The 16,323-nt window shown below is 49.8% G+C and carries 22 protein-coding genes; 12 read left to right on the top strand and 10 right to left on the bottom strand.

The features are described from left to right. Positions 1–205, top strand: a 205-nt coding sequence (locus NW211_RS08805) for a glycoside hydrolase family protein (RefSeq protein WP_375379584.1), incomplete at its 5' end; no start/stop codon positions are given. 123 nt (positions 206–328) lie between these two features. Then, on the top strand, positions 329–673 hold the full coding sequence (locus NW211_RS08800; RefSeq protein WP_022232581.1) for a hypothetical protein: 345 nt from the start codon (positions 329–331) through the stop codon (positions 671–673). A gap of 118 nt (positions 674–791) precedes the next feature. Here NW211_RS08800 and NW211_RS08795 read toward each other — a convergent pair whose 3' ends face one another. The 10 genes from NW211_RS08795 to NW211_RS08750 form a co-directional block, all read right to left on the bottom strand. Further along, positions 792–1,097: a hypothetical protein gene (locus NW211_RS08795; protein WP_018709729.1), complete on the bottom strand. Its 306-nt coding sequence runs from the start codon at positions 1,095–1,097 to the stop codon at positions 792–794. A 54-nt stretch (positions 1,098–1,151) separates the two neighbouring features. Continuing rightward, complete coding sequence (locus NW211_RS14145) at positions 1,152–1,355, bottom strand: hypothetical protein (RefSeq protein ID WP_204482179.1); 204 nt, start codon at positions 1,353–1,355, stop codon at positions 1,152–1,154. Positions 1,356–1,417: 62 nt separating this feature from the next. Beyond that, entirely contained in the window at positions 1,418–1,657 is a 240-nt protein-coding gene (locus NW211_RS08790) for a DUF6956 domain-containing protein (RefSeq protein ID WP_005650234.1), read from the bottom strand. Continuing rightward, on the bottom strand, positions 1,654–1,875 hold the full coding sequence (locus NW211_RS08785; RefSeq protein WP_072543831.1) for a DUF3873 domain-containing protein: 222 nt from the start codon (positions 1,873–1,875) through the stop codon (positions 1,654–1,656). The genes NW211_RS08790 and NW211_RS08785 overlap by 4 nt, the downstream gene beginning before the upstream one ends. Before the next feature lie 12 nt (positions 1,876–1,887). After that, positions 1,888–2,145 (bottom strand): hypothetical protein, encoded by a 258-nt coding sequence (locus NW211_RS08780; RefSeq protein WP_005650240.1) that lies wholly within the window; start codon positions 2,143–2,145, stop codon positions 1,888–1,890. 26 nt (positions 2,146–2,171) lie between these two features. Then, entirely contained in the window at positions 2,172–3,452 is a 1,281-nt protein-coding gene (locus tag NW211_RS08775) for a PcfJ domain-containing protein (RefSeq protein WP_258327587.1), read from the bottom strand. A 1-nt stretch (position 3,453) separates the two neighbouring features. Further along, positions 3,454–3,864: a PcfK-like family protein gene (locus NW211_RS08770; protein ID WP_022217992.1), complete on the bottom strand. Its 411-nt coding sequence runs from the start codon at positions 3,862–3,864 to the stop codon at positions 3,454–3,456. Between the two features lie 7 nt (positions 3,865–3,871). Beyond that, the gene (locus NW211_RS08765) at positions 3,872–4,129 is read right to left on the bottom strand and encodes a DUF6926 domain-containing protein (RefSeq protein WP_005650248.1); all 258 of its coding nucleotides are present in this window, start codon (positions 4,127–4,129) and stop codon (positions 3,872–3,874) included. Positions 4,130–4,147: 18 nt separating this feature from the next. Then, positions 4,148–4,366, bottom strand: a complete 219-nt coding sequence (locus NW211_RS08760) for a hypothetical protein (RefSeq protein ID WP_013619456.1) — start codon at positions 4,364–4,366, stop codon at positions 4,148–4,150. A 236-nt stretch (positions 4,367–4,602) separates the two neighbouring features. Further along, positions 4,603–4,950, bottom strand: a complete 348-nt coding sequence (locus NW211_RS08750; protein ID WP_013619458.1) for a hypothetical protein — start codon at positions 4,948–4,950, stop codon at positions 4,603–4,605. A 1,114-nt stretch (positions 4,951–6,064) separates the two neighbouring features. Here NW211_RS08750 and NW211_RS08745 point away from each other — a divergent pair. The 10 genes from NW211_RS08745 (at position 6,065) to NW211_RS08700 (ending at position 16,313) form a co-directional block, all read left to right on the top strand. Continuing rightward, the gene (locus tag NW211_RS08745; protein ID WP_087407487.1) at positions 6,065–6,352 is read left to right on the top strand and encodes an HU family DNA-binding protein; all 288 of its coding nucleotides are present in this window, start codon (positions 6,065–6,067) and stop codon (positions 6,350–6,352) included. After that, the gene (locus tag NW211_RS08740; RefSeq protein ID WP_258327585.1) at positions 6,349–7,749 is read left to right on the top strand and encodes an HU family DNA-binding protein; all 1,401 of its coding nucleotides are present in this window, start codon (positions 6,349–6,351) and stop codon (positions 7,747–7,749) included. The genes NW211_RS08745 and NW211_RS08740 overlap by 4 nt, the downstream gene beginning before the upstream one ends. 166 nt (positions 7,750–7,915) lie before the next feature. Continuing rightward, complete coding sequence (locus tag NW211_RS08735; protein WP_087407485.1) at positions 7,916–8,911, top strand: MoxR family ATPase; 996 nt, start codon at positions 7,916–7,918, stop codon at positions 8,909–8,911. Positions 8,912–8,938: 27 nt separating this feature from the next. Next, complete coding sequence (locus tag NW211_RS08730; RefSeq protein WP_087407484.1) at positions 8,939–9,808, top strand: DUF58 domain-containing protein; 870 nt, start codon at positions 8,939–8,941, stop codon at positions 9,806–9,808. Between the two features lie 17 nt (positions 9,809–9,825). Next, positions 9,826–10,812 carry a DUF4381 family protein gene (locus NW211_RS08725; protein WP_258327584.1) on the top strand — a complete coding sequence of 329 codons (987 nt, stop codon included), beginning with the start codon at positions 9,826–9,828 and terminating at the stop codon, positions 10,810–10,812. A 52-nt stretch (positions 10,813–10,864) separates the two neighbouring features. Then, entirely contained in the window at positions 10,865–11,848 is a 984-nt protein-coding gene (locus tag NW211_RS08720; protein WP_087407482.1) for a VWA domain-containing protein, read from the top strand. Between the two features lie 13 nt (positions 11,849–11,861). After that, the gene (locus NW211_RS08715) at positions 11,862–12,899 is read left to right on the top strand and encodes a VWA domain-containing protein (RefSeq protein WP_087407481.1); all 1,038 of its coding nucleotides are present in this window, start codon (positions 11,862–11,864) and stop codon (positions 12,897–12,899) included. Positions 12,900–12,907: 8 nt separating this feature from the next. After that, on the top strand, positions 12,908–13,732 hold the full coding sequence (locus NW211_RS08710; RefSeq protein ID WP_087407480.1) for a tetratricopeptide repeat protein: 825 nt from the start codon (positions 12,908–12,910) through the stop codon (positions 13,730–13,732). Positions 13,733–13,763: 31 nt separating this feature from the next. Continuing rightward, entirely contained in the window at positions 13,764–15,551 is a 1,788-nt protein-coding gene (locus tag NW211_RS08705) for a BatD family protein (RefSeq protein ID WP_087407479.1), read from the top strand. 12 nt (positions 15,552–15,563) lie between these two features. Beyond that, positions 15,564–16,313 carry a tetratricopeptide repeat protein gene (locus NW211_RS08700; RefSeq protein ID WP_258327583.1) on the top strand — a complete coding sequence of 250 codons (750 nt, stop codon included), beginning with the start codon at positions 15,564–15,566 and terminating at the stop codon, positions 16,311–16,313. Positions 16,314–16,323 lie beyond the last annotated feature (10 nt).

The raw sequence follows: 16,323 nt of genomic DNA, 5'->3' as shown, positions 1-16,323 counted from the left end.
CCTGGGTACATTAGCTTATAATGTGGGACCGTTCCGGCTCTTGGGCAGCGGAAAGATACCCAAAAGCAAGCTGATCCGAAAGCTGGAAGCCGGTGACAGGGACATCTATAAGGAGTATATATCCTACTGCCACTACAAGGGGCGGAAAATCCGCTCGATAGAGCGGCGACGGAAGATGGAATTTCTGCTGCTGTTCAAGAAGTAGCGGTAAGGGAGAGCTTCACCCAAATGGTGGGGTTCTCCCTTTGTCATTTTCAGGAAAGGTTTTGCTTTGCTCCGGGAAAAGACCTATTTTTGTATCACTTTTTTTGAAACAGAAAAAACAATCATGGAAAATTATATGGCAAAAGCAGCGGATGCCTTTCTGACAGGGCGTCCGTATGGCATACGTCTTGACTTCAAACACAAGGGTTTCGCTCTTTTCAACTACAACATGAACGAGCTTGGCAACCATCTTCCCGGCAGACTGGAAACGCTTCCGCTGGAGGATTTTGACGTGGAGGATATTCCGCTGTGCGGGGAACGGATTGTCCGAAAGGAAAACATAACGGACATCTTCTTCTATGACGAGAAGAGCAACCCGTATTCGGACAACCGTGTTGATATGAAGAAACTGAAAGCATACAACAAATATATTTATCCGCTTTCACTTATTCTGAATAGAAATCTGTAAGATGGAAACAAAAAAGACTTCCGTCAGTGGAAGTCTTTGGAACAGCGGTTTCTTTGCTACTTTCTTTGTCCGCCTTCTGCTCACCGAAAGAAAGTAGGGCGGCTCTCGCCGCCTCTGCCTAAAGTCGGGTGTAAAGTCCCGTTACATCCGTGAAAATCTGCTGGAGCATATCAAAGTACACTCCCTCGTATTTGGCTATCTCCTTGACCCTGATGTCCGCATACTTCGTCAGTGTCTGACGATAGAAATACATGGTGTATGTATCCGTGTCTTCATCCAATATGATTTTCAGTCTGTTGGCTGACGTCTTGTTCCTTGCAAGGCTCATTTGTAGTCCGTTGCCCAAATTGATATAGTTACGGCTTCCCGTCATGACGGTAAATCCATGACCGCCCAACTGCTGTAAGATTGTATTCGCTATCATCTGTATATGAATTTAAGTTATTGTCAATGGGTGGCTTTTGCCACCCGATTTTTTTTATACGTTCATGCTCTGCCTTATATGTTCCAATGTCCGCTCGGCAATGGGTCGTGTTTCCTCCGTCCAAAGGTCATAGTCATGTACGGATATTCCCACACTCCGCAAGTCACGGATATAGCCGGACACATAATCTCCCGTAGGGAGGTAAACGAACTGCATCCATGCGTCCCTGCTGTCTGTCAATATAAAATAGTATTTCATGCTCTTTCTGTTTTATGGGTTATCTGTTTCGGGTGCGGGCGGTATTGTGTACCGCCACACCTTTAGTATTCTTTCATTTCGGCAATGGGGGTATATTTTCTGAGCCATTCCACCACATGCACCATGTTGTATTCGGAAGTGATGACTGCCGTATGTTCGTTTATCGGGGTCATTCTTGTACTTTCGTAGCTCTCTATCCACTCCTTTAGTGTTGCCACATCACAAGTATCGGTACACATCATATCCAAAATTCTGATAGGGTCGCTGAATGTTACAATCAAAGTATCATAGTATGCTGTCATAATCTGTCCTCCTTTCCTTTTATCCATTCGTCACGCAGGTGTCTGCACTCCTCCAGTGTCGGTCTCACGCAAGAGAAAAGTTCTCCGTCCGTGTGTCGGTAGTCATATTGGAAAAGGGTTGTTCTTTTCCGTCTGATAGTCGTTTGGTACTTTTCGTACTTCTCAGTACCTGCCGTCTGGCAGGTACTCACTCCGTTGATGGTCATTCTTGTTGTCATGGTGGTCATTTATTAAAATTCAACAATCAGCAGTCGGTTCTCCATTACCTTTTCGGGGTCGGTTATCATCCTTTGGGCTACCCAAAGATGATGCGCTCCGAAGCCGTAGGCGAACAGCCTTCCGAAGTTCTCGTTTTCTGAAAGTTTCGCCATTGAATTGCGGATTTCCGTTTCGCTGAAACTCAAGGACAAGGTGTTTATCAGACTGACAAAGATGTCGGTTACTTTCTCGTCCCATAATATCAGTATGTTTTCTATCTTTATTTCCATATCATGTATATTTTGAAGTCTATAAATCAAGCACTCATCCGCTTGCGGATAAGTTCGGCATTGCTCTCTACAAGGCTGATGATGCGGTCGTGGTATTCGGTATTGGAATTGCATACACCTCTGCTCTGTACCACCTTGAATGTTGTCAGTGAAACCTCCACCGTTTCAATGCGTTTGCCGTCAATGGTTGCGGATAGGATAAGGGAGTCTGTCCTCTTGTGATAGCTTCCCACACAATGGTGCATCAGTTTACCTTCAAGTTGCATTTCCGCCACACTCTCAATGACCTTTACAAGAATAAGGTTGTCGGTAAACACAAGTCCGAAGAACTTGCCTTTGGACTTCAGATAATTCTTTTCGTCCTTGACCAACTGCTCCCTGCGTTGCTCCGCTCTTTCCCTTTCAATCTGTTCTTCACGTTTTCTGACAAGTCGGTCATGTACCTTTTTCAAGTCTGTCGGACAAACATATTTTGGGCAGTGGGTGTCTTTCCCGAAATGTCGGAGCAGTCTTACAAGGTCACACCACATGGAGGCATCTGCAATATGATAGCCGTTTCGGATACAGATTTTTATGGAGTTCCAATATTCATGCAAATTGACATTTGAAATGACGGCATATCTGAACATTTCTGTCTGTCCCGCTTTAAGCAATGTTTCCTTTTTGCTGTCCGTCAGAATGGCGGTAAAAAATTCGTATGGGGTCAGTTCGTGGAATGCTCCCTTGAAGCCGTTCCGCCTTAATTCGGGAATGATGCGCATTGCCGGATAAGTCTTGTATGCGTCTATGTTGTATGCTTTCAGCATCTTGTTGCTGCGTAAATCCATATCGCTCCATTCAGTCCAAAGGTCGTAGTACATCGTGTGCATGGCTCTCAGTCGGGCAATAACTTCGGTCTTTCCGTTTGGGGCAATCCACCATTGCACCACCTCCCGAATGGAATACTCTGCCTTCTGTCCCACCTTGTATGTTGCTCCTACCATAAAGTAGCGCAACACTTGATAGCCTTTTCGGGTCGTAATGATTTCATAATATGCGCTGTCCCTGAAAACTCTCTTTCGGGTATCAAGTATTTCAAGTTCCTTTCCGCAATGGGGACAGCTACAGCCACATATAGTTTCCGCAAGAGTGTGTCCGCCTTTCCAGCGGTGTCCACATTCCGAACAAGTGATAGTTCCGCCTTTTGTGCGGTAGGCATGATGCTTGAAGCAATGTTCAAAAGCGTATGCTTTCTGCTTGTCTGTCAGTTCGGGCAGTCCGCTTGACAAACGGACTACCTCTTTCTGTATGCGTGTTCTCGGTTTCATATCAAAAATCAAATAATGAGGGTTGGACTTGTGTTTCTTTTTTCGCTGTCGGCTTGTTGCGGTTCTGTAGCTTTTGGAGTTCCATCTGCTGATATTGGGCAACCGCCTTTCTCCTTGCTTCCTGCTTTTCCTCTTCTGTCAGTTCCACCACATGGTTTACAACTACTTGACATTGTATAGGCTTGCCTACTTCAATCTCGTTTTCATCGTAATAGTGAATGGCTTGTCCGTAAATCTCTCCGTCTGAAAAGCCGTTGCAACCGCTTTTCTGCACATAGTTCAGAATGTATGTGACACAATCGTCTATGTTCTTGGCTGGGTTGCGGTAGCTTTTGGCGAATAGTTCATCTTCCGCTGCTCTCTGCTCCAAAAACATCTGTATGGTTCGTTTGAAATGGTCTGTTCCTTTCATCATAATCTCAAATTTTAGTCGGGTTGTCGTTCAAATAAAGTATCTCGCAATCTTCCACTTCTGTGGGAAGTCCGAAAAGGGGGTAATGGGTGAAATAAGGCTGTGCGTTCCCTTCTTCATCTGTGAGGGGTGAAACATCTTGTACTTGCCATTGCTTCATCCATCTGTCTATTGTCTGAACTTCATCGTCTGTGAGTGCGGTTGCATCGCCATTGATGATATAGGCTAAACTCCATGTGGGTATCTTTTCCGTTGTCCTGTTCATATCCGTTCCTTTATGTGGTCAGACAATCTCTTGTAAAATCTCTGTGTGGTATTGTGGGGGGCATTCCACCAAAAGAAAACCGATAAAGTCCTTTCTCGCTTCCTTGTTGAGTTCGTGGTATAGCCTTCTTAGGGTTGAATGGTTGCCGTTGATGTAGGTTTCCACCATATACTCAAAGATGTTGTCCACCTCGTAAAATCTGCATTGCTGCGCTGCTGTCTTGCTGTATCGTTTCATAATGTTATGCTTTTGGGAGTTAATTCAAAGTGTCAGTAGCCATAGGAAAAAGCCGAAAATGGCAATGAGGAATATGATGAATACCATTACATTGATAACCATTCGGAATACTCCACAGACTATTTCTCTGATGATGTACCAAAGGATATTGACTATCCAAAGAAAACAGCGCAACAGAAATGCGAATACTGCAAGTCCAATGGATTGCGCTGTCTGTCTTATGTTCATTGCTGCTGTCATTTTGGGTGTCGTTTGTCAAGTTCTACAATTCTGTCAATTCTTCCGTACAATATCTTACGGAGTGCCGTCTTGTCCATAGCCTTGTATTCTCTCCATTGTCCGTACTGGCTTACAAGGAATGTCCTCAGTATGTCGGAGAAGTCAAACCGCCATCCTTGCAATGGTATCGCACTTTTGAAATAGGTATTGCCGTTTACCTTTTCGGTTATCCAATTCTTTTCCTCTCTGTTCAGCACCTCGCCATTGTTCACTTTCATACGAAGTCTGTAAACCTTACACTCATGTAGGCTTTCCAATGTCGGAACTTCCCACTTCACGAATTTTGTTGCTACTGCTGCTTCCATATCCATTTGTTTTTATTTTTAATGCGGATTCGAGAGCTGAGGGAGTTGAGTTTCCAACCTTATATGCCTCCCGTTTATCCGACATTTTTTTTAATGCGTCTTTCTGTCGCTTCGGTCGTTTTCGTTTCGGGTGCTTCAAAAAAGGTAGGGAGTGGGTAGAGCAAGGGTTTTCAAAGAAAAAATACTACCCGCAGGGCTGGAGATTTTTTCTAAAAACCATTGAGCATCCCAATCCCGGATTTACCTTTGCACCCAGAACGGGAACGATCCACCTGATGCGACTGTCTGAAAGACCATCAAAATGGAGGTAAACGGATGTGGAGGCATATTGGATATGAAATGTTCCGGGAAAAGAAAGAAAGGAAATCTCAAAAAGAAGGGATACGGCGAAAACGTGAAACCGGCAAACATTCCAAGAAAGTATGTTGCAACCGTGTGGCTAAACCTGTTTAGTTATGCGGTTGCAATTTTCTTTCCGGTTTGCCGTCATGGGTAATGGCACTTTTCATTTATGGAAGGTGTGGTTACCCATGACTTCCGTTTTCGATTAGAGGAACCGACAAAAAAAGAAAATCAACAGGTGACAGCCGTAAAAGCACCGCTTGTGGCATAAGCAAAAAAAAGAAAGGGGCCTTGCATCATCAGTCTGAACATGGTTCAGGCGTGACGCAAAGCCCTTTTCTATGCTTATGCAATAGTAGGAACATGGTCGTCAATTTATTGATGATGATGTTCCTACGAATAAATTCGCTTTTACGGAAAAACTTGTCTGTGGAGCTTAAAAAGCTGGATTTTTATTTCAATATATGCCATTAAAGTGCTACTTTTGCATACGAAGAGTTCTTTGAAGGTTACGCAATGCGCAGAAGAATAAAACAGCAGATAACTAACTAATTCGTAACCTATTGCTACTATGAGTTGGTAACTGCAACTCATTTTCAATTACTTAGACCTTTTTCGTAATTTCTTTTTACAAATATACGAAAGATAAATTTAAAATCAAGGCTTCTTTTTTTGTCGCTATTCTGTTGTCTTGTGCAATTATTCCACAGAATTTTTTTAATTTTGCAGATAGCGAATTATGGCCCTGGCAGGGGCTTGAAAAACAATGGTCATGGATCACAAAACTTTTTTGACGCAGTTGCAGACCCGTTTGGGCAAAGATAAAGGGGAGGTCGAGGAGTATATGTCGGCCTTTCTCCAAATCATGAAAGAGCGTTGTGCACAGATGGACTCGGTAGCTATTCAGGGGTTCGGCACGTTCGAACCGAAGAAGAAGCTGGAACGGGTTGTCGTGAATCCTGCTACGGGCAAACGCATGCTCGTGCCCCCCAAAATGATTCTGTCGTTTAAGCCGGGCAGCGCTATTAAAATGAAACTTAAAATGCTCTCGTCGAAATGAATGAAAAAATATCTTTCCCCGATTTGGTCACTCTGCTCGCCACAAAACTGAATGTGACGAAAAAGGAGGCCGAGGCTTTTCTCAAGGAGTTCTTCACGATTTCGACAGAGGTTATCTCGTCGGGCGAGGAGCTGAGAATCAACGAGCTGGGTGTATTCAAGCCCATTTGGGTAGAACCTCGTGCCAGCGTGAACGTGCAGACGGGCGAGCCGGTGGAGATACCGGGCCATTACAAGGTGTCGTTTGTTCCCGACAAGGTGCTGCGCGAGGCGGTGAATGCTCCCTTTTCGAGCTTTTCGGTCGAGATTCTCAATGACCACGTGTCGACCGAGGCCATGATGGCCGTAGGCGATGAAGGAATGGCCGAAAGTCGTGAGGGCGATGGATCCGAAGAGGAGCCGGTGGCGGCCGACGAACCGGCAGCCCCGGAGGCGATGCCCCTTCAAGAAGAGGTTGAAGACGCCATTATGCCCGAAACAGATAAGCCTGAAGCGCCGGAGATCGAAGACCTGCCGGGCGAAAAGGAGGAGCAACCGGTTGTTCCCGAATCGGGCGTGATACCTGAACCGGCCTCTGACCCGGATGACGAAACAGAGCCGGAGCCCGATGTGGTTTCATTGGAGCAAGATGAGCCAGCCGAAACCTCGGAAGAGCAACCGCTCGAGACCGAGATCCAACCCGCCGTAGAGCCTGTGGCTGAAACCCAGGCGGAGCCTGTTGCGGACGAACCGAAAGCCGAAGTCCCGGCTCTTATCCCCGTAGAAACCGATGCCGACCATACCGACTATTTGCAGAAGTCGGCCTCGCGCCGGGCCTTCTGGTGGGGAGCCCTTTCGGCGCTGGGTGTAATCGTGGTTATCGGGGTAGCCGTGGGGTTCTTCTTGCGGGGAGATGAAAAAATCAAGATAGGCGAATATACACTTTCACTAACCAATGAAGAGGTATTCGCGCCTCAGCTGCAAGCGAACCAAGTGGCCGATACGGTTGTTGTATCGGAGCCGGTCGATACGACGGCTATGGTCGATGTGGCCGAACGGGATTCCGTAGCTGAAAAGCCGGTTGCCCAGTCAGAGAAAACCGAGCGTGTGGAGAAAACAGAAAAAACGAGCCAGTCGGCAACAACACCCACAACGGCTGTAGAGGCCGAGCCGGTGGTCGAGACCATCCGATCGGGGGTATTTCTCACGACGTTGGCTCGTAAATACTTCGGGCACAAGACTTTCTGGGTATATATCTACGAAGAGAATAAAAAGGTGATTAAGAATCCCAATCAGGTACCCATCGGAACACGGGTGGTTATTCCCGAAGCTTCGAAGTATCATATCGATGCCAAAGACAGACGTTCGGTCGAAGCTGCCAAGGCTCTGGCCGTGAAGATTCTGAGCCAGTATGAGTGACCGATAGCTGAGTCGTTGACCGAAGGGGTTGGCGACTTAGTCTTTTTTAAGTGAATGGTTAGCCATTTTTAACGCGATAGGGGAGATATAGAGCCTCTCTATCGCTAATTTTGCGAGAGATAAAGTGAAAAAACGTATAAATTGAAAATATAAAAAGAGAAAACGTATGAGTGAAACAGTTGATATTCGGGAGTTGAACGACCTGATTGCCAGCAAGAGTTCGTTCGTGAATATGATTACACAGGGCATGGACCAGGTGATTGTAGGCCAGAAGCATCTGATCGATTCGTTGATGATTGGTTTGCTTTCCAACGGTCACATCTTGCTCGAAGGTGTTCCGGGTTTGGCCAAGACGTTGGCCATCAAGACGCTGGCTTCGCTGATCGACTCGAAATACAGCCGTATCCAGTTTACCCCCGACCTGTTGCCTGCCGACGTGGTAGGTACCATGGTATACAGCCAGGCCAAGGAGCAGTTCCAAATCAAGAAGGGCCCCATCTTCGCCAACTTCGTGCTGGCCGATGAAATCAACCGTGCCCCGGCCAAGGTACAGAGTGCCTTGCTCGAGGCCATGCAGGAGCGCCAGGTGACCATCGGCGAGCAGACGTTCCGTCTCGACGATCCTTTCCTGGTAATGGCTACACAGAACCCCATCGAGCAGGAGGGTACCTATCCGCTGCCCGAGGCGCAAGTCGACCGTTTCATGCTCAAGGTGATTATAAGCTATCCCAAGAAAGAGGAGGAGAAGCAGATTATCCGCCAGAACATCAGCGGACGTAAGGTCGAAATTAAACCGGTGCTGAAACCCTCTGAAATTATCGAGGCTCGCGATATTGTACAAAAGGTATACATCGACGAGAAGATCGAGCGCTATATCGTCGACATCGTGTTTGCTACTCGTTTCCCGCAAGATCACGGTCTGGCCGACTTGAAAGAGATGATTTCGTTCGGTGCTTCGCCTCGTGCCTCTATCAGTCTGGCCATGGCAGCTCGCGCCTATGCCTTCTTGAAACAACGCGGCTATGTGATTCCCGAGGATGTGCGTGCCGTATGCCACGACGTGCTGCGTCATCGTATCGGGCTCAGCTACGAAGCCGAGGCCAACAACATGACGGCCGAGGAGATTATCAGCGAGATACTCAACAAGGTAGAAGTACCCTAAATAACCGGTTAGGGAGAGCTGCTGTTTATGGAAACCAGTGAACTGTTAAAGAAAGTCCGTCATATCGAGATAAAGACGAGGGGCCTCTCCCGCAACATCTTTGCGGGTCAGTACCACTCGGCCTTCAAGGGGAGGGGTATGGCCTTCTCCGAAGTGAGGGAGTATCAGTATGGCGACGATGTGAGAGATATAGACTGGAATGTGACAGCCCGCTACAACAAGCCCTTTGTGAAGGTTTTCGAAGAGGAACGTGAACTGACGGTGATGTTGTTGGTCGATGTCTCTGCCAGCCGTAACTTCGGTGCCGTGGGAGAGGCCAAGCGTGAAATGATGGCCGAGGTCGCTGCCACGATAGCCTTTTCGGCCATACAGAACAACGACAAGATCGGCATGATTTTCTTCTCGGACAAAATCGAGAAGTTTATCCCGCCGAAGAAGGGGCGCAAGCATATCCTCTATATCATACGCGAACTGATCGATTTCACCCCCGACAATACGGGAACCAACATAGGTCTGGCCTTGGAGTACATGACCAACGCCATCAAGAAACGGTGTACGACGTTTTTAATCTCCGACTTCATCGATAACGGCGATTACAAAAACGCCCTCTCCATTGCCAACCGCCGGCACGACCTGGTAGCCATACAGGTCTACGACCGTCGGGAGTCGCAGCTGCCCAACGTGGGGCTCATCAAGTTGCAAGACTCCGAGCGGGGTGTCGAGCAGTGGGTCGACTCGTCGTCGGCCGCCGTGCGGGCCCGGTATGCCGAGTGGTGGAATGCCCGGCAAGACAAGATGCTGACCACCTTGCGCAAGAGCCGTGTCGACCTGGCGACCATCGCCACCGACGACGACTTTGTGGTGGCCCTGATGAATCTCTTCCAGCGAAGAGGGTAATAAAAATTTGAGATTCTATGAAAATACGATCTATCTTATTGCGAGTGTTTGGCGGATGTCTGCTCGTGTCGATGAGTGCCGCAACGGTGTCGGCCCAGAATCAGATAGTGGTGCGGGCCCAGATGGACTCGGCCGCCATCATGATGGGCGACCAGACGACGGTGCGCCTCGAGGTGTCGCAAGACAAAGGCAAGTTTGTGCGGCTGCCTATCATACAAGACACGCTGGTAGCCGGCGTAGAGGTGCTGAGGATTTCGAAACCCGATACGGTCGATTTGAAAAACAACCGTATACAGGTCAACAACGAGGTACTTATCACCTCGTTTGACTCGGGCCTCTACTATCTGCCTCCTTTCAAATATGTTATCGACAACGATACTTTCGAGACCCAGTCGTTGAGCCTCAAGGTGGTTCCGGTGCCGGTCGATACGACGCATGCCGAGTTTGACATCAAGGGGGTCGATGCTCCTCCCTTCGTCCTCTGGGACTATGTGCCGGCATGGGTCATCTATCTGCTCATCGCTCTCGTTGTCATAGCCGCCGGTATCTATGCCTACTGGCGCTGGGGTCGCAAGGCCAATGGTGGCGAGGCTGCTGCCGAAGAGAAGGCCATACCGCCCTACGAACGAGCCATACAGGCTTTGCACGAGTTGAAAGACTCGAAGCTCTGGCAGCAAGGTCAGGAGAAGGCCTACTATACCAACCTGACCGAAATCCTGCGGGTATACATCGACCAGCGATTCCACATCAACGCCATGGAGATGACCTCGACCCAGATTATCGACACGCTGCGGCGTAACGAGGAGACCAAAGCGGTGAACCAGCAGTTGCGCGATATTCTCGAGATGGCCGACTTCGTGAAGTTTGCCAAGATGCGGCCGCTCCCCGACGACAACGAGCAGGTGATGCGGTATGCCGAGAACTTTGTCGAAGAGACCAAGCCCGAAGAGAAGGCACCCGAACAACCGGCTGCCGACGGTACGGCTCCCGAGAAACCGGAATAAACCCATTGTTGAACAAAGGCTCATGTGGCTTTTTAAATAGATTTTTTGAAAAATGGTATTTGCGAATCCTTTATATCTGCTGCTGTTGTTGCTGATTATACCGGCCGTCGTGTGGTATATCCTCAAACAGAAGCACATGCAGGCCCCTTTGCAGGTCTCGACTACGCAGCCGTTCGACAAGATGCCGCGCACCTACAAGATATACTTGCGCCACTTCAACTTTGCCTTGCGGATACTGGCCGTTGCCTTCCTGATTATTGCTCTGGCCCGGCCGCAGTCGACCGACAACTGGCAAAACTCATCGACCGAAGGGGTCGACATCGTACTGGCGCTCGATATTTCGGGCAGTATGTTGGCCCGCGACTTTACCCCCGACCGGGTCGAAGCTGCCAAAGACGTAGCTGCCCAGTTCGTTTCGGGGCGTGAGCACGACAACATCGGTCTGGTCATCTTTGCCGGCGAGAGCTTCACCATGTGCCCGATGACAACCGACCACGCCGTGCTGCTCAACCTGATGAAAGATGTACATTGCGGTATGGTCGACGACGGTACGGCAATCGGCGACGGTCTGGCTACGGCCATCAACCGCATCAAGGACGGTCCCGCCAAGTCGAAGACCATCATCCTGCTGACCGACGGTACCAACAATGCGGGCGATATAGCCCCGGCCACGGCGGCACAAATAGCCAAGTCGTTCGGCATACACGTCTACACGATTGGAGTAGGTACCAAAGGGTTGGCCCCCACGCCGGTACAGACCCCCTACGGCATTACCTACCAGAACATGCCGGTCGAGATGGATGAGGCAGCCCTGCAGCAAATTGCGGCTACGGCCGACGGCAAATACTTCAGAGCTACCAACAAGAACGTATTGAAAGGTATCTTCGAAGAGATTGACAAGTTGGAGAAGACCAAGCTCACCGTCAAGGAATTCAGTGTAAAAGAAGAGGAATATACCCGATGGGCCCTCTTGGCACTCTTGTGCCTGGGGCTGGAGATACTCCTGCGTCAGACGTTGTTGAAAAATATTCCTTAAAAAGAAGTTGATTATGTTTCGATTTGCACAACCCGAATATTTATATCTGCTGATTCTCGTCCCTGTGCTGTGGGGGCTCTTTATCTACGGGCGATACCGCTCGCGCCGCAATCTGGCCAAGTATGGCAATCCGTCGGTGCTGGCACCGCTGATGACCGATGTGTCGAAGTACAAGCCCTGGATCAAGTTTATCTTTCAGCAACTGGCATTTATTGTTATCATATTCATGTTGGCACGGCCTCAGTTCGGTTCGAAACTCGAGACGGTCAAGAAGCAGGGGGTAGAAATCATGATTGCCCTCGACGTCTCCAACTCGATGATGGCCAAGGATATAGCACCCAACCGTCTCGAGAAGGCAAAGATGATGCTCTCGAAACTGGTCGACGAACTCGACAACGACAAGATAGGTCTTATCGTCTTTGCCGGCGATGCCTATACGCAGTTGCCCATCACCTCCGACTTCGTGTCGGCCAAGATGTTCCTGAACACCATCAACCCCTCGATGGTACCTACACAAGGTACGGCTATCGGGCGGGCCATCTCTACCGCCATGAACTCCTTCTCGCCCAACGAGAGTGTAGATAAGGCCATTATCGTCATTACCGATGCCGAGAACCACGAGGACGATGCCGCCCAGATGGCTCAGGCTGCAGCCGAGAAAAACATCAAGGTCGATGTCATCGGTATCGGTTCGCTCGAGGGTGTACCCATCCCCATCGGTGATAGCGAGACCAACTTTATCAAGGACAGCAATGGCAATGTGGTCATCTCGAAACTCAACGAGGCCCTCGGGCAGGAGATTGCCAAAGCCGGTGCCGGTATCTACGTGAGAGCCGATAACACCAATGCGGCTCTGCGGGCCCTGACGGCCGAGGTAAAGAAGATGAAGAAGGCCGATATAGAGAGCAAGGTCTATTCGCAATACGACGAGCAGTTCCAGGGTCTGGCCTGGATTGCCCTGGTGCTGTTGCTGATCGACCTCTTTATTATCGACCGCAAGAACAGTTGGCTGAAGAAGATAACTTTCTTCTCCGAAAATTCAGAAAAGTAATTTGCACTATGAAAGCAATCAACTATATACTATGTTTGATATTGGCCAGTGGGGCATGGACTGCCTCGGCTCAGGGACAGGCAGTTCCTGCGGCTCCTGCTGCCAACGAGGCCCCGGCCAAGGTCGTACCACCCAAAGAGAAAAAAATCGACGAGAAGAGCGAGCGCAACTCGATACGGAAAGGAAACGACCTGTTTAACGACAAGAAATATACCGAGGCCGAAATCGAATACCGCAAGGCGCTGGAGGCCAACCCTTCGTCCGAGATAGCTACCTACAACCTGGGTGCCGCCCTGTACAAGCAGCAGAAGTGGAACGATTCGCGCAACGAGTATAAGAAGATAGTGCAGGCCTCGTCCGACACGCTGCGCACGGCTCACGCCTGGCACAACCTGGGAAATATCTCGTTCCAGGAGAAAAACTACGCCCAGAGTATCGAAGAGTATAAAAATGCGCTGCGTCGTAATCCCAAAGATGACGAGACCCGCTACAACCTGCGGTTGGCTCAACTGTTGCTGAAGAAACAACAGCAAGATCAGAATCAAGACCAGAACAAAGATCAGCAGGACCAGAACAAGGACCAGCAGAAGGATCAGAAGCAACAGAATCAGGACCAGAACAAGAACAACCAGAATAAACAGAATCAAGACCAGAAAGATAACCAACAACAGAATAATCCCCAGCAACAGCAACCCCAGCAGTCTCAGATGTCGCGGGAGAATGCCCAACAGATTCTCGATGCCATCCAGCAAGACGAGCGCGACACCCAGGAGAAAGTGCAACGGGCTTTGATGCAGCAGCAAAAACGCAAGAAGACCGACAAGGAGTGGTAATCGGGGTGTCTAACTTATATACAACAGAGCGATGAAAAGATATTTGATTTTGTTCTTTACGCTGGTCTGTGTTACTGGACTGTGGGCCAACAATGTGCGTTTTGCGGTCGATGGGCCCCGGCAGGTGATACAGGGACAGCAGTTTCAACTGGAATACACGTTGTACAACGCTTCGGGTAAGGATTTGAAATTGCCCGAATTCAAAGGTTGCAAGGTGTTGTATCAGGGTACGAGCTCGGGTACGAGCGTGTCGGTGGTCAACGGCAAAGTCGATCGCCAGACTACCGAGACCCACGTCATCACCCTGCGGGCCGAGAAAGAGGGTAGCTACACCTTTGCACCGGCCACCATCTCGGCCGACGGGCGCACCCTGTCGACCAATACCTGGAAACTGACCGTATTACCGCCCGACAAGGCCAGCGCTTCGTCGGGTCGCTCGGGTGGGCAGAGCAGCGACAACACGACGCTGTTTGCCCGTTTGATACTCTCCAAGAGCCGGATATATGAGCAGGAGGCCGTGTTGGCCACCATCAAGTTGTACACGCAGGCTTCGGGCGTACAAGCCGAGAATTACAGTTTCCCCTCGTTCGAAGGCTTTGTGGTACAAGATATTGACCTGCCGCAAAACACCTCGTTCAGTCTGGAGAACTACAACGGCGTAAACTACAAGGTAGCCGTGCTGAAACAGTGCCTGCTCTTCCCGCAACGTACGGGCAAGATTACCATCACGCCCGGCAAGTTCGACTTTCAGGTAGAAACCTATCAACTGGTCAACGGTCCCTTTGGTCCCATGCGGGTGCCTCAGGGGGTAAGCCGGTCGGTAAGCACCAATACCACTTCGGTCGAGGTGATGCCTTTGCCCAGCGGTAAACCGGCCTCGTTCATGGGTGGGGTAGGCGACTTCTCGCTGAGCAGTTCCATCAGCTCGACCCACGTCAAGGCCAACGAGGCCATTACCTTGAAACTGACCATCAAGGGATCGGGCAACTTGAAATACCTGAAGAACCCCGAGTTGCAGTTGCCCAACGATTTCGACACCTACGACCCCAAGGTCGATGTGAATGTGAAGGCTTCGGCCGGTGGGGTGAGCGGAACCCGCACGGTAGAGTACACCACCATTCCCCGCTTTGCCGGTACGTTCAAAATCCCGGCCGTAGAGTTCTCGTACTTCGACATCAAGAGCAAGAGCTACAAAACCCTGCGTACCGAAGCGTATGAGATTACGGTCGACAAGGGTGCTCCCGGCAGCGGAGGAAAGACCGTCACCAACTTCTCCAACAAAGAGGATTTGAAGCTGCTCAACCAGGATATTCACTATATCAAGCTGGACAAGATGAATCTGGTACAGACCCCGACCCTCTATATCGACAACTGGGTTTACTGGTTGTGGTACATCGTCCCGGCTCTGGCATTCATTGTCTTTGTCATCATCAACCGCAAGCAGGCCAAGGCTAACGCCAATGTGGCTCTGATGAAGAATCGGAAAGCCAACAAGGTAGCCTCGAAACGGTTGAAGGTAGCCGGCAAATACCTGAAGAACCACGACCGAGAGCACTTCTACGACGAGGTACTCAAGGCCGTATGGGGATACCTGAGCGATAAACTCGGGTTGCCCAATTCGGAGCTGACCAAAGACAACGTGGCTGCCGAGCTGGAGAAATACGGTGCCAGTGCCGAACTGATAGCCGAGTTCAACGACATACTGGGCCGTTGCGAGTTTGCCCAATATGCACCCTCGCAGACCGACGAGGCTATGGACGAGCTCTATACTCAGACGGTCGAGGCCATCGGTAAAATGGAAAATACGGTGAAAAAGTAAAACACAACGAAGATGAAAAAGATAATCATATACATGCTCTTTGTCGTCGCCGGCGTGACGACGATGTTTGGCCAGGAGACCCTGCAACAGGCCAACGAAGCCTATGCTCAGGAGGACTACATCAAGGCTATCGAACTCTATGAGCAGACGGCCCGGGAGCAGGGCGTGTCGTCCGACCTCTACTACAACCTGGGCAATGCTTACTACAAGCACAACGAGTTTGCCAAGGCTATTCTGAACTACGAGCGGGCGCTGTTGCTGAACCCCGGTAACGAGGATGCCCGTTTCAACCTCGACATGGCCAACATGCACATTGTCGACAAGATAGACCCCGTGGGGCGTTTCTTCCTCGCGGTGTGGATCGACTCGATGCGCAGCTTCCTGTCGTCCAACACGTGGGCTGTCATCGGTATCGTCGCCTTCTTCCTCTTCCTGGGCGGTTGCTATCTCTACCTCTTCACGCGGTCGGTGCGGTTGAAGAAGATAGGTTTCTTCGGCGGCATCGTCATACTGCTTGTCGCCATCATGGCCAACTGGTTTGCCTGGGGCTTGAGCGACAAGATGGAACGCCGCAGCGAAGCTATCGTGTTTGCTGCTACGGTACCGGCCAAGAGTTCGCCGTCGGAGGGCGGTACCGACCTTTTTGTGCTGCACGAAGGAACCAAGGTGGTGATTTTGGACAAGGTGAGCGACTGGTACGAGGTGAAGATAAGCGATGGCAACCGCGGGTGGCTGCCGTCGTCGTCCATAGAAATCATTTAAACGAAAGACA

Origin of the sequence: Barnesiella sp. ET7 (assembly GCF_024733785.1) — a bacterium.
Taxonomy (GTDB): domain Bacteria; phylum Bacteroidota; class Bacteroidia; order Bacteroidales; family Barnesiellaceae; genus Barnesiella; species Barnesiella merdigallinarum.
The sequence above is the reverse complement of the archived record's forward strand: the minus strand, read 5'-3'. Positions and strand labels throughout refer to the sequence as shown.

Coding starts and splice junctions, on each gene's coding strand:
- NW211_RS08800 (WP_022232581.1), top strand. CDS start 329: ATGGAAAATTATATGGCAAAAGCAGCGGATGCCTTTCTGACAGGGCGT.
- NW211_RS08795 (WP_018709729.1), bottom strand. CDS start 1,097: ATGATAGCGAATACAATCTTACAGCAGTTGGGCGGTCATGGATTTACC.
- NW211_RS14145 (WP_204482179.1), bottom strand. CDS start 1,355: ATGAAATACTATTTTATATTGACAGACAGCAGGGACGCATGGATGCAG.
- NW211_RS08790 (WP_005650234.1), bottom strand. CDS start 1,657: ATGACAGCATACTATGATACTTTGATTGTAACATTCAGCGACCCTATC.
- NW211_RS08785 (WP_072543831.1), bottom strand. CDS start 1,875: ATGACAACAAGAATGACCATCAACGGAGTGAGTACCTGCCAGACGGCA.
- NW211_RS08780 (WP_005650240.1), bottom strand. CDS start 2,145: ATGGAAATAAAGATAGAAAACATACTGATATTATGGGACGAGAAAGTA.
- NW211_RS08775 (WP_258327587.1), bottom strand. CDS start 3,452: ATGAAACCGAGAACACGCATACAGAAAGAGGTAGTCCGTTTGTCAAGC.
- NW211_RS08770 (WP_022217992.1), bottom strand. CDS start 3,864: ATGAAAGGAACAGACCATTTCAAACGAACCATACAGATGTTTTTGGAG.
- NW211_RS08765 (WP_005650248.1), bottom strand. CDS start 4,129: ATGAACAGGACAACGGAAAAGATACCCACATGGAGTTTAGCCTATATC.
- NW211_RS08760 (WP_013619456.1), bottom strand. CDS start 4,366: ATGAAACGATACAGCAAGACAGCAGCGCAGCAATGCAGATTTTACGAG.
- NW211_RS08750 (WP_013619458.1), bottom strand. CDS start 4,950: ATGGAAGCAGCAGTAGCAACAAAATTCGTGAAGTGGGAAGTTCCGACA.
- NW211_RS08745 (WP_087407487.1), top strand. CDS start 6,065: ATGGATCACAAAACTTTTTTGACGCAGTTGCAGACCCGTTTGGGCAAA.
- NW211_RS08740 (WP_258327585.1), top strand. CDS start 6,349: ATGAATGAAAAAATATCTTTCCCCGATTTGGTCACTCTGCTCGCCACA.
- NW211_RS08735 (WP_087407485.1), top strand. CDS start 7,916: ATGAGTGAAACAGTTGATATTCGGGAGTTGAACGACCTGATTGCCAGC.
- NW211_RS08730 (WP_087407484.1), top strand. CDS start 8,939: ATGGAAACCAGTGAACTGTTAAAGAAAGTCCGTCATATCGAGATAAAG.
- NW211_RS08725 (WP_258327584.1), top strand. CDS start 9,826: ATGAAAATACGATCTATCTTATTGCGAGTGTTTGGCGGATGTCTGCTC.
- NW211_RS08720 (WP_087407482.1), top strand. CDS start 10,865: ATGGTATTTGCGAATCCTTTATATCTGCTGCTGTTGTTGCTGATTATA.
- NW211_RS08715 (WP_087407481.1), top strand. CDS start 11,862: ATGTTTCGATTTGCACAACCCGAATATTTATATCTGCTGATTCTCGTC.
- NW211_RS08710 (WP_087407480.1), top strand. CDS start 12,908: ATGAAAGCAATCAACTATATACTATGTTTGATATTGGCCAGTGGGGCA.
- NW211_RS08705 (WP_087407479.1), top strand. CDS start 13,764: ATGAAAAGATATTTGATTTTGTTCTTTACGCTGGTCTGTGTTACTGGA.
- NW211_RS08700 (WP_258327583.1), top strand. CDS start 15,564: ATGAAAAAGATAATCATATACATGCTCTTTGTCGTCGCCGGCGTGACG.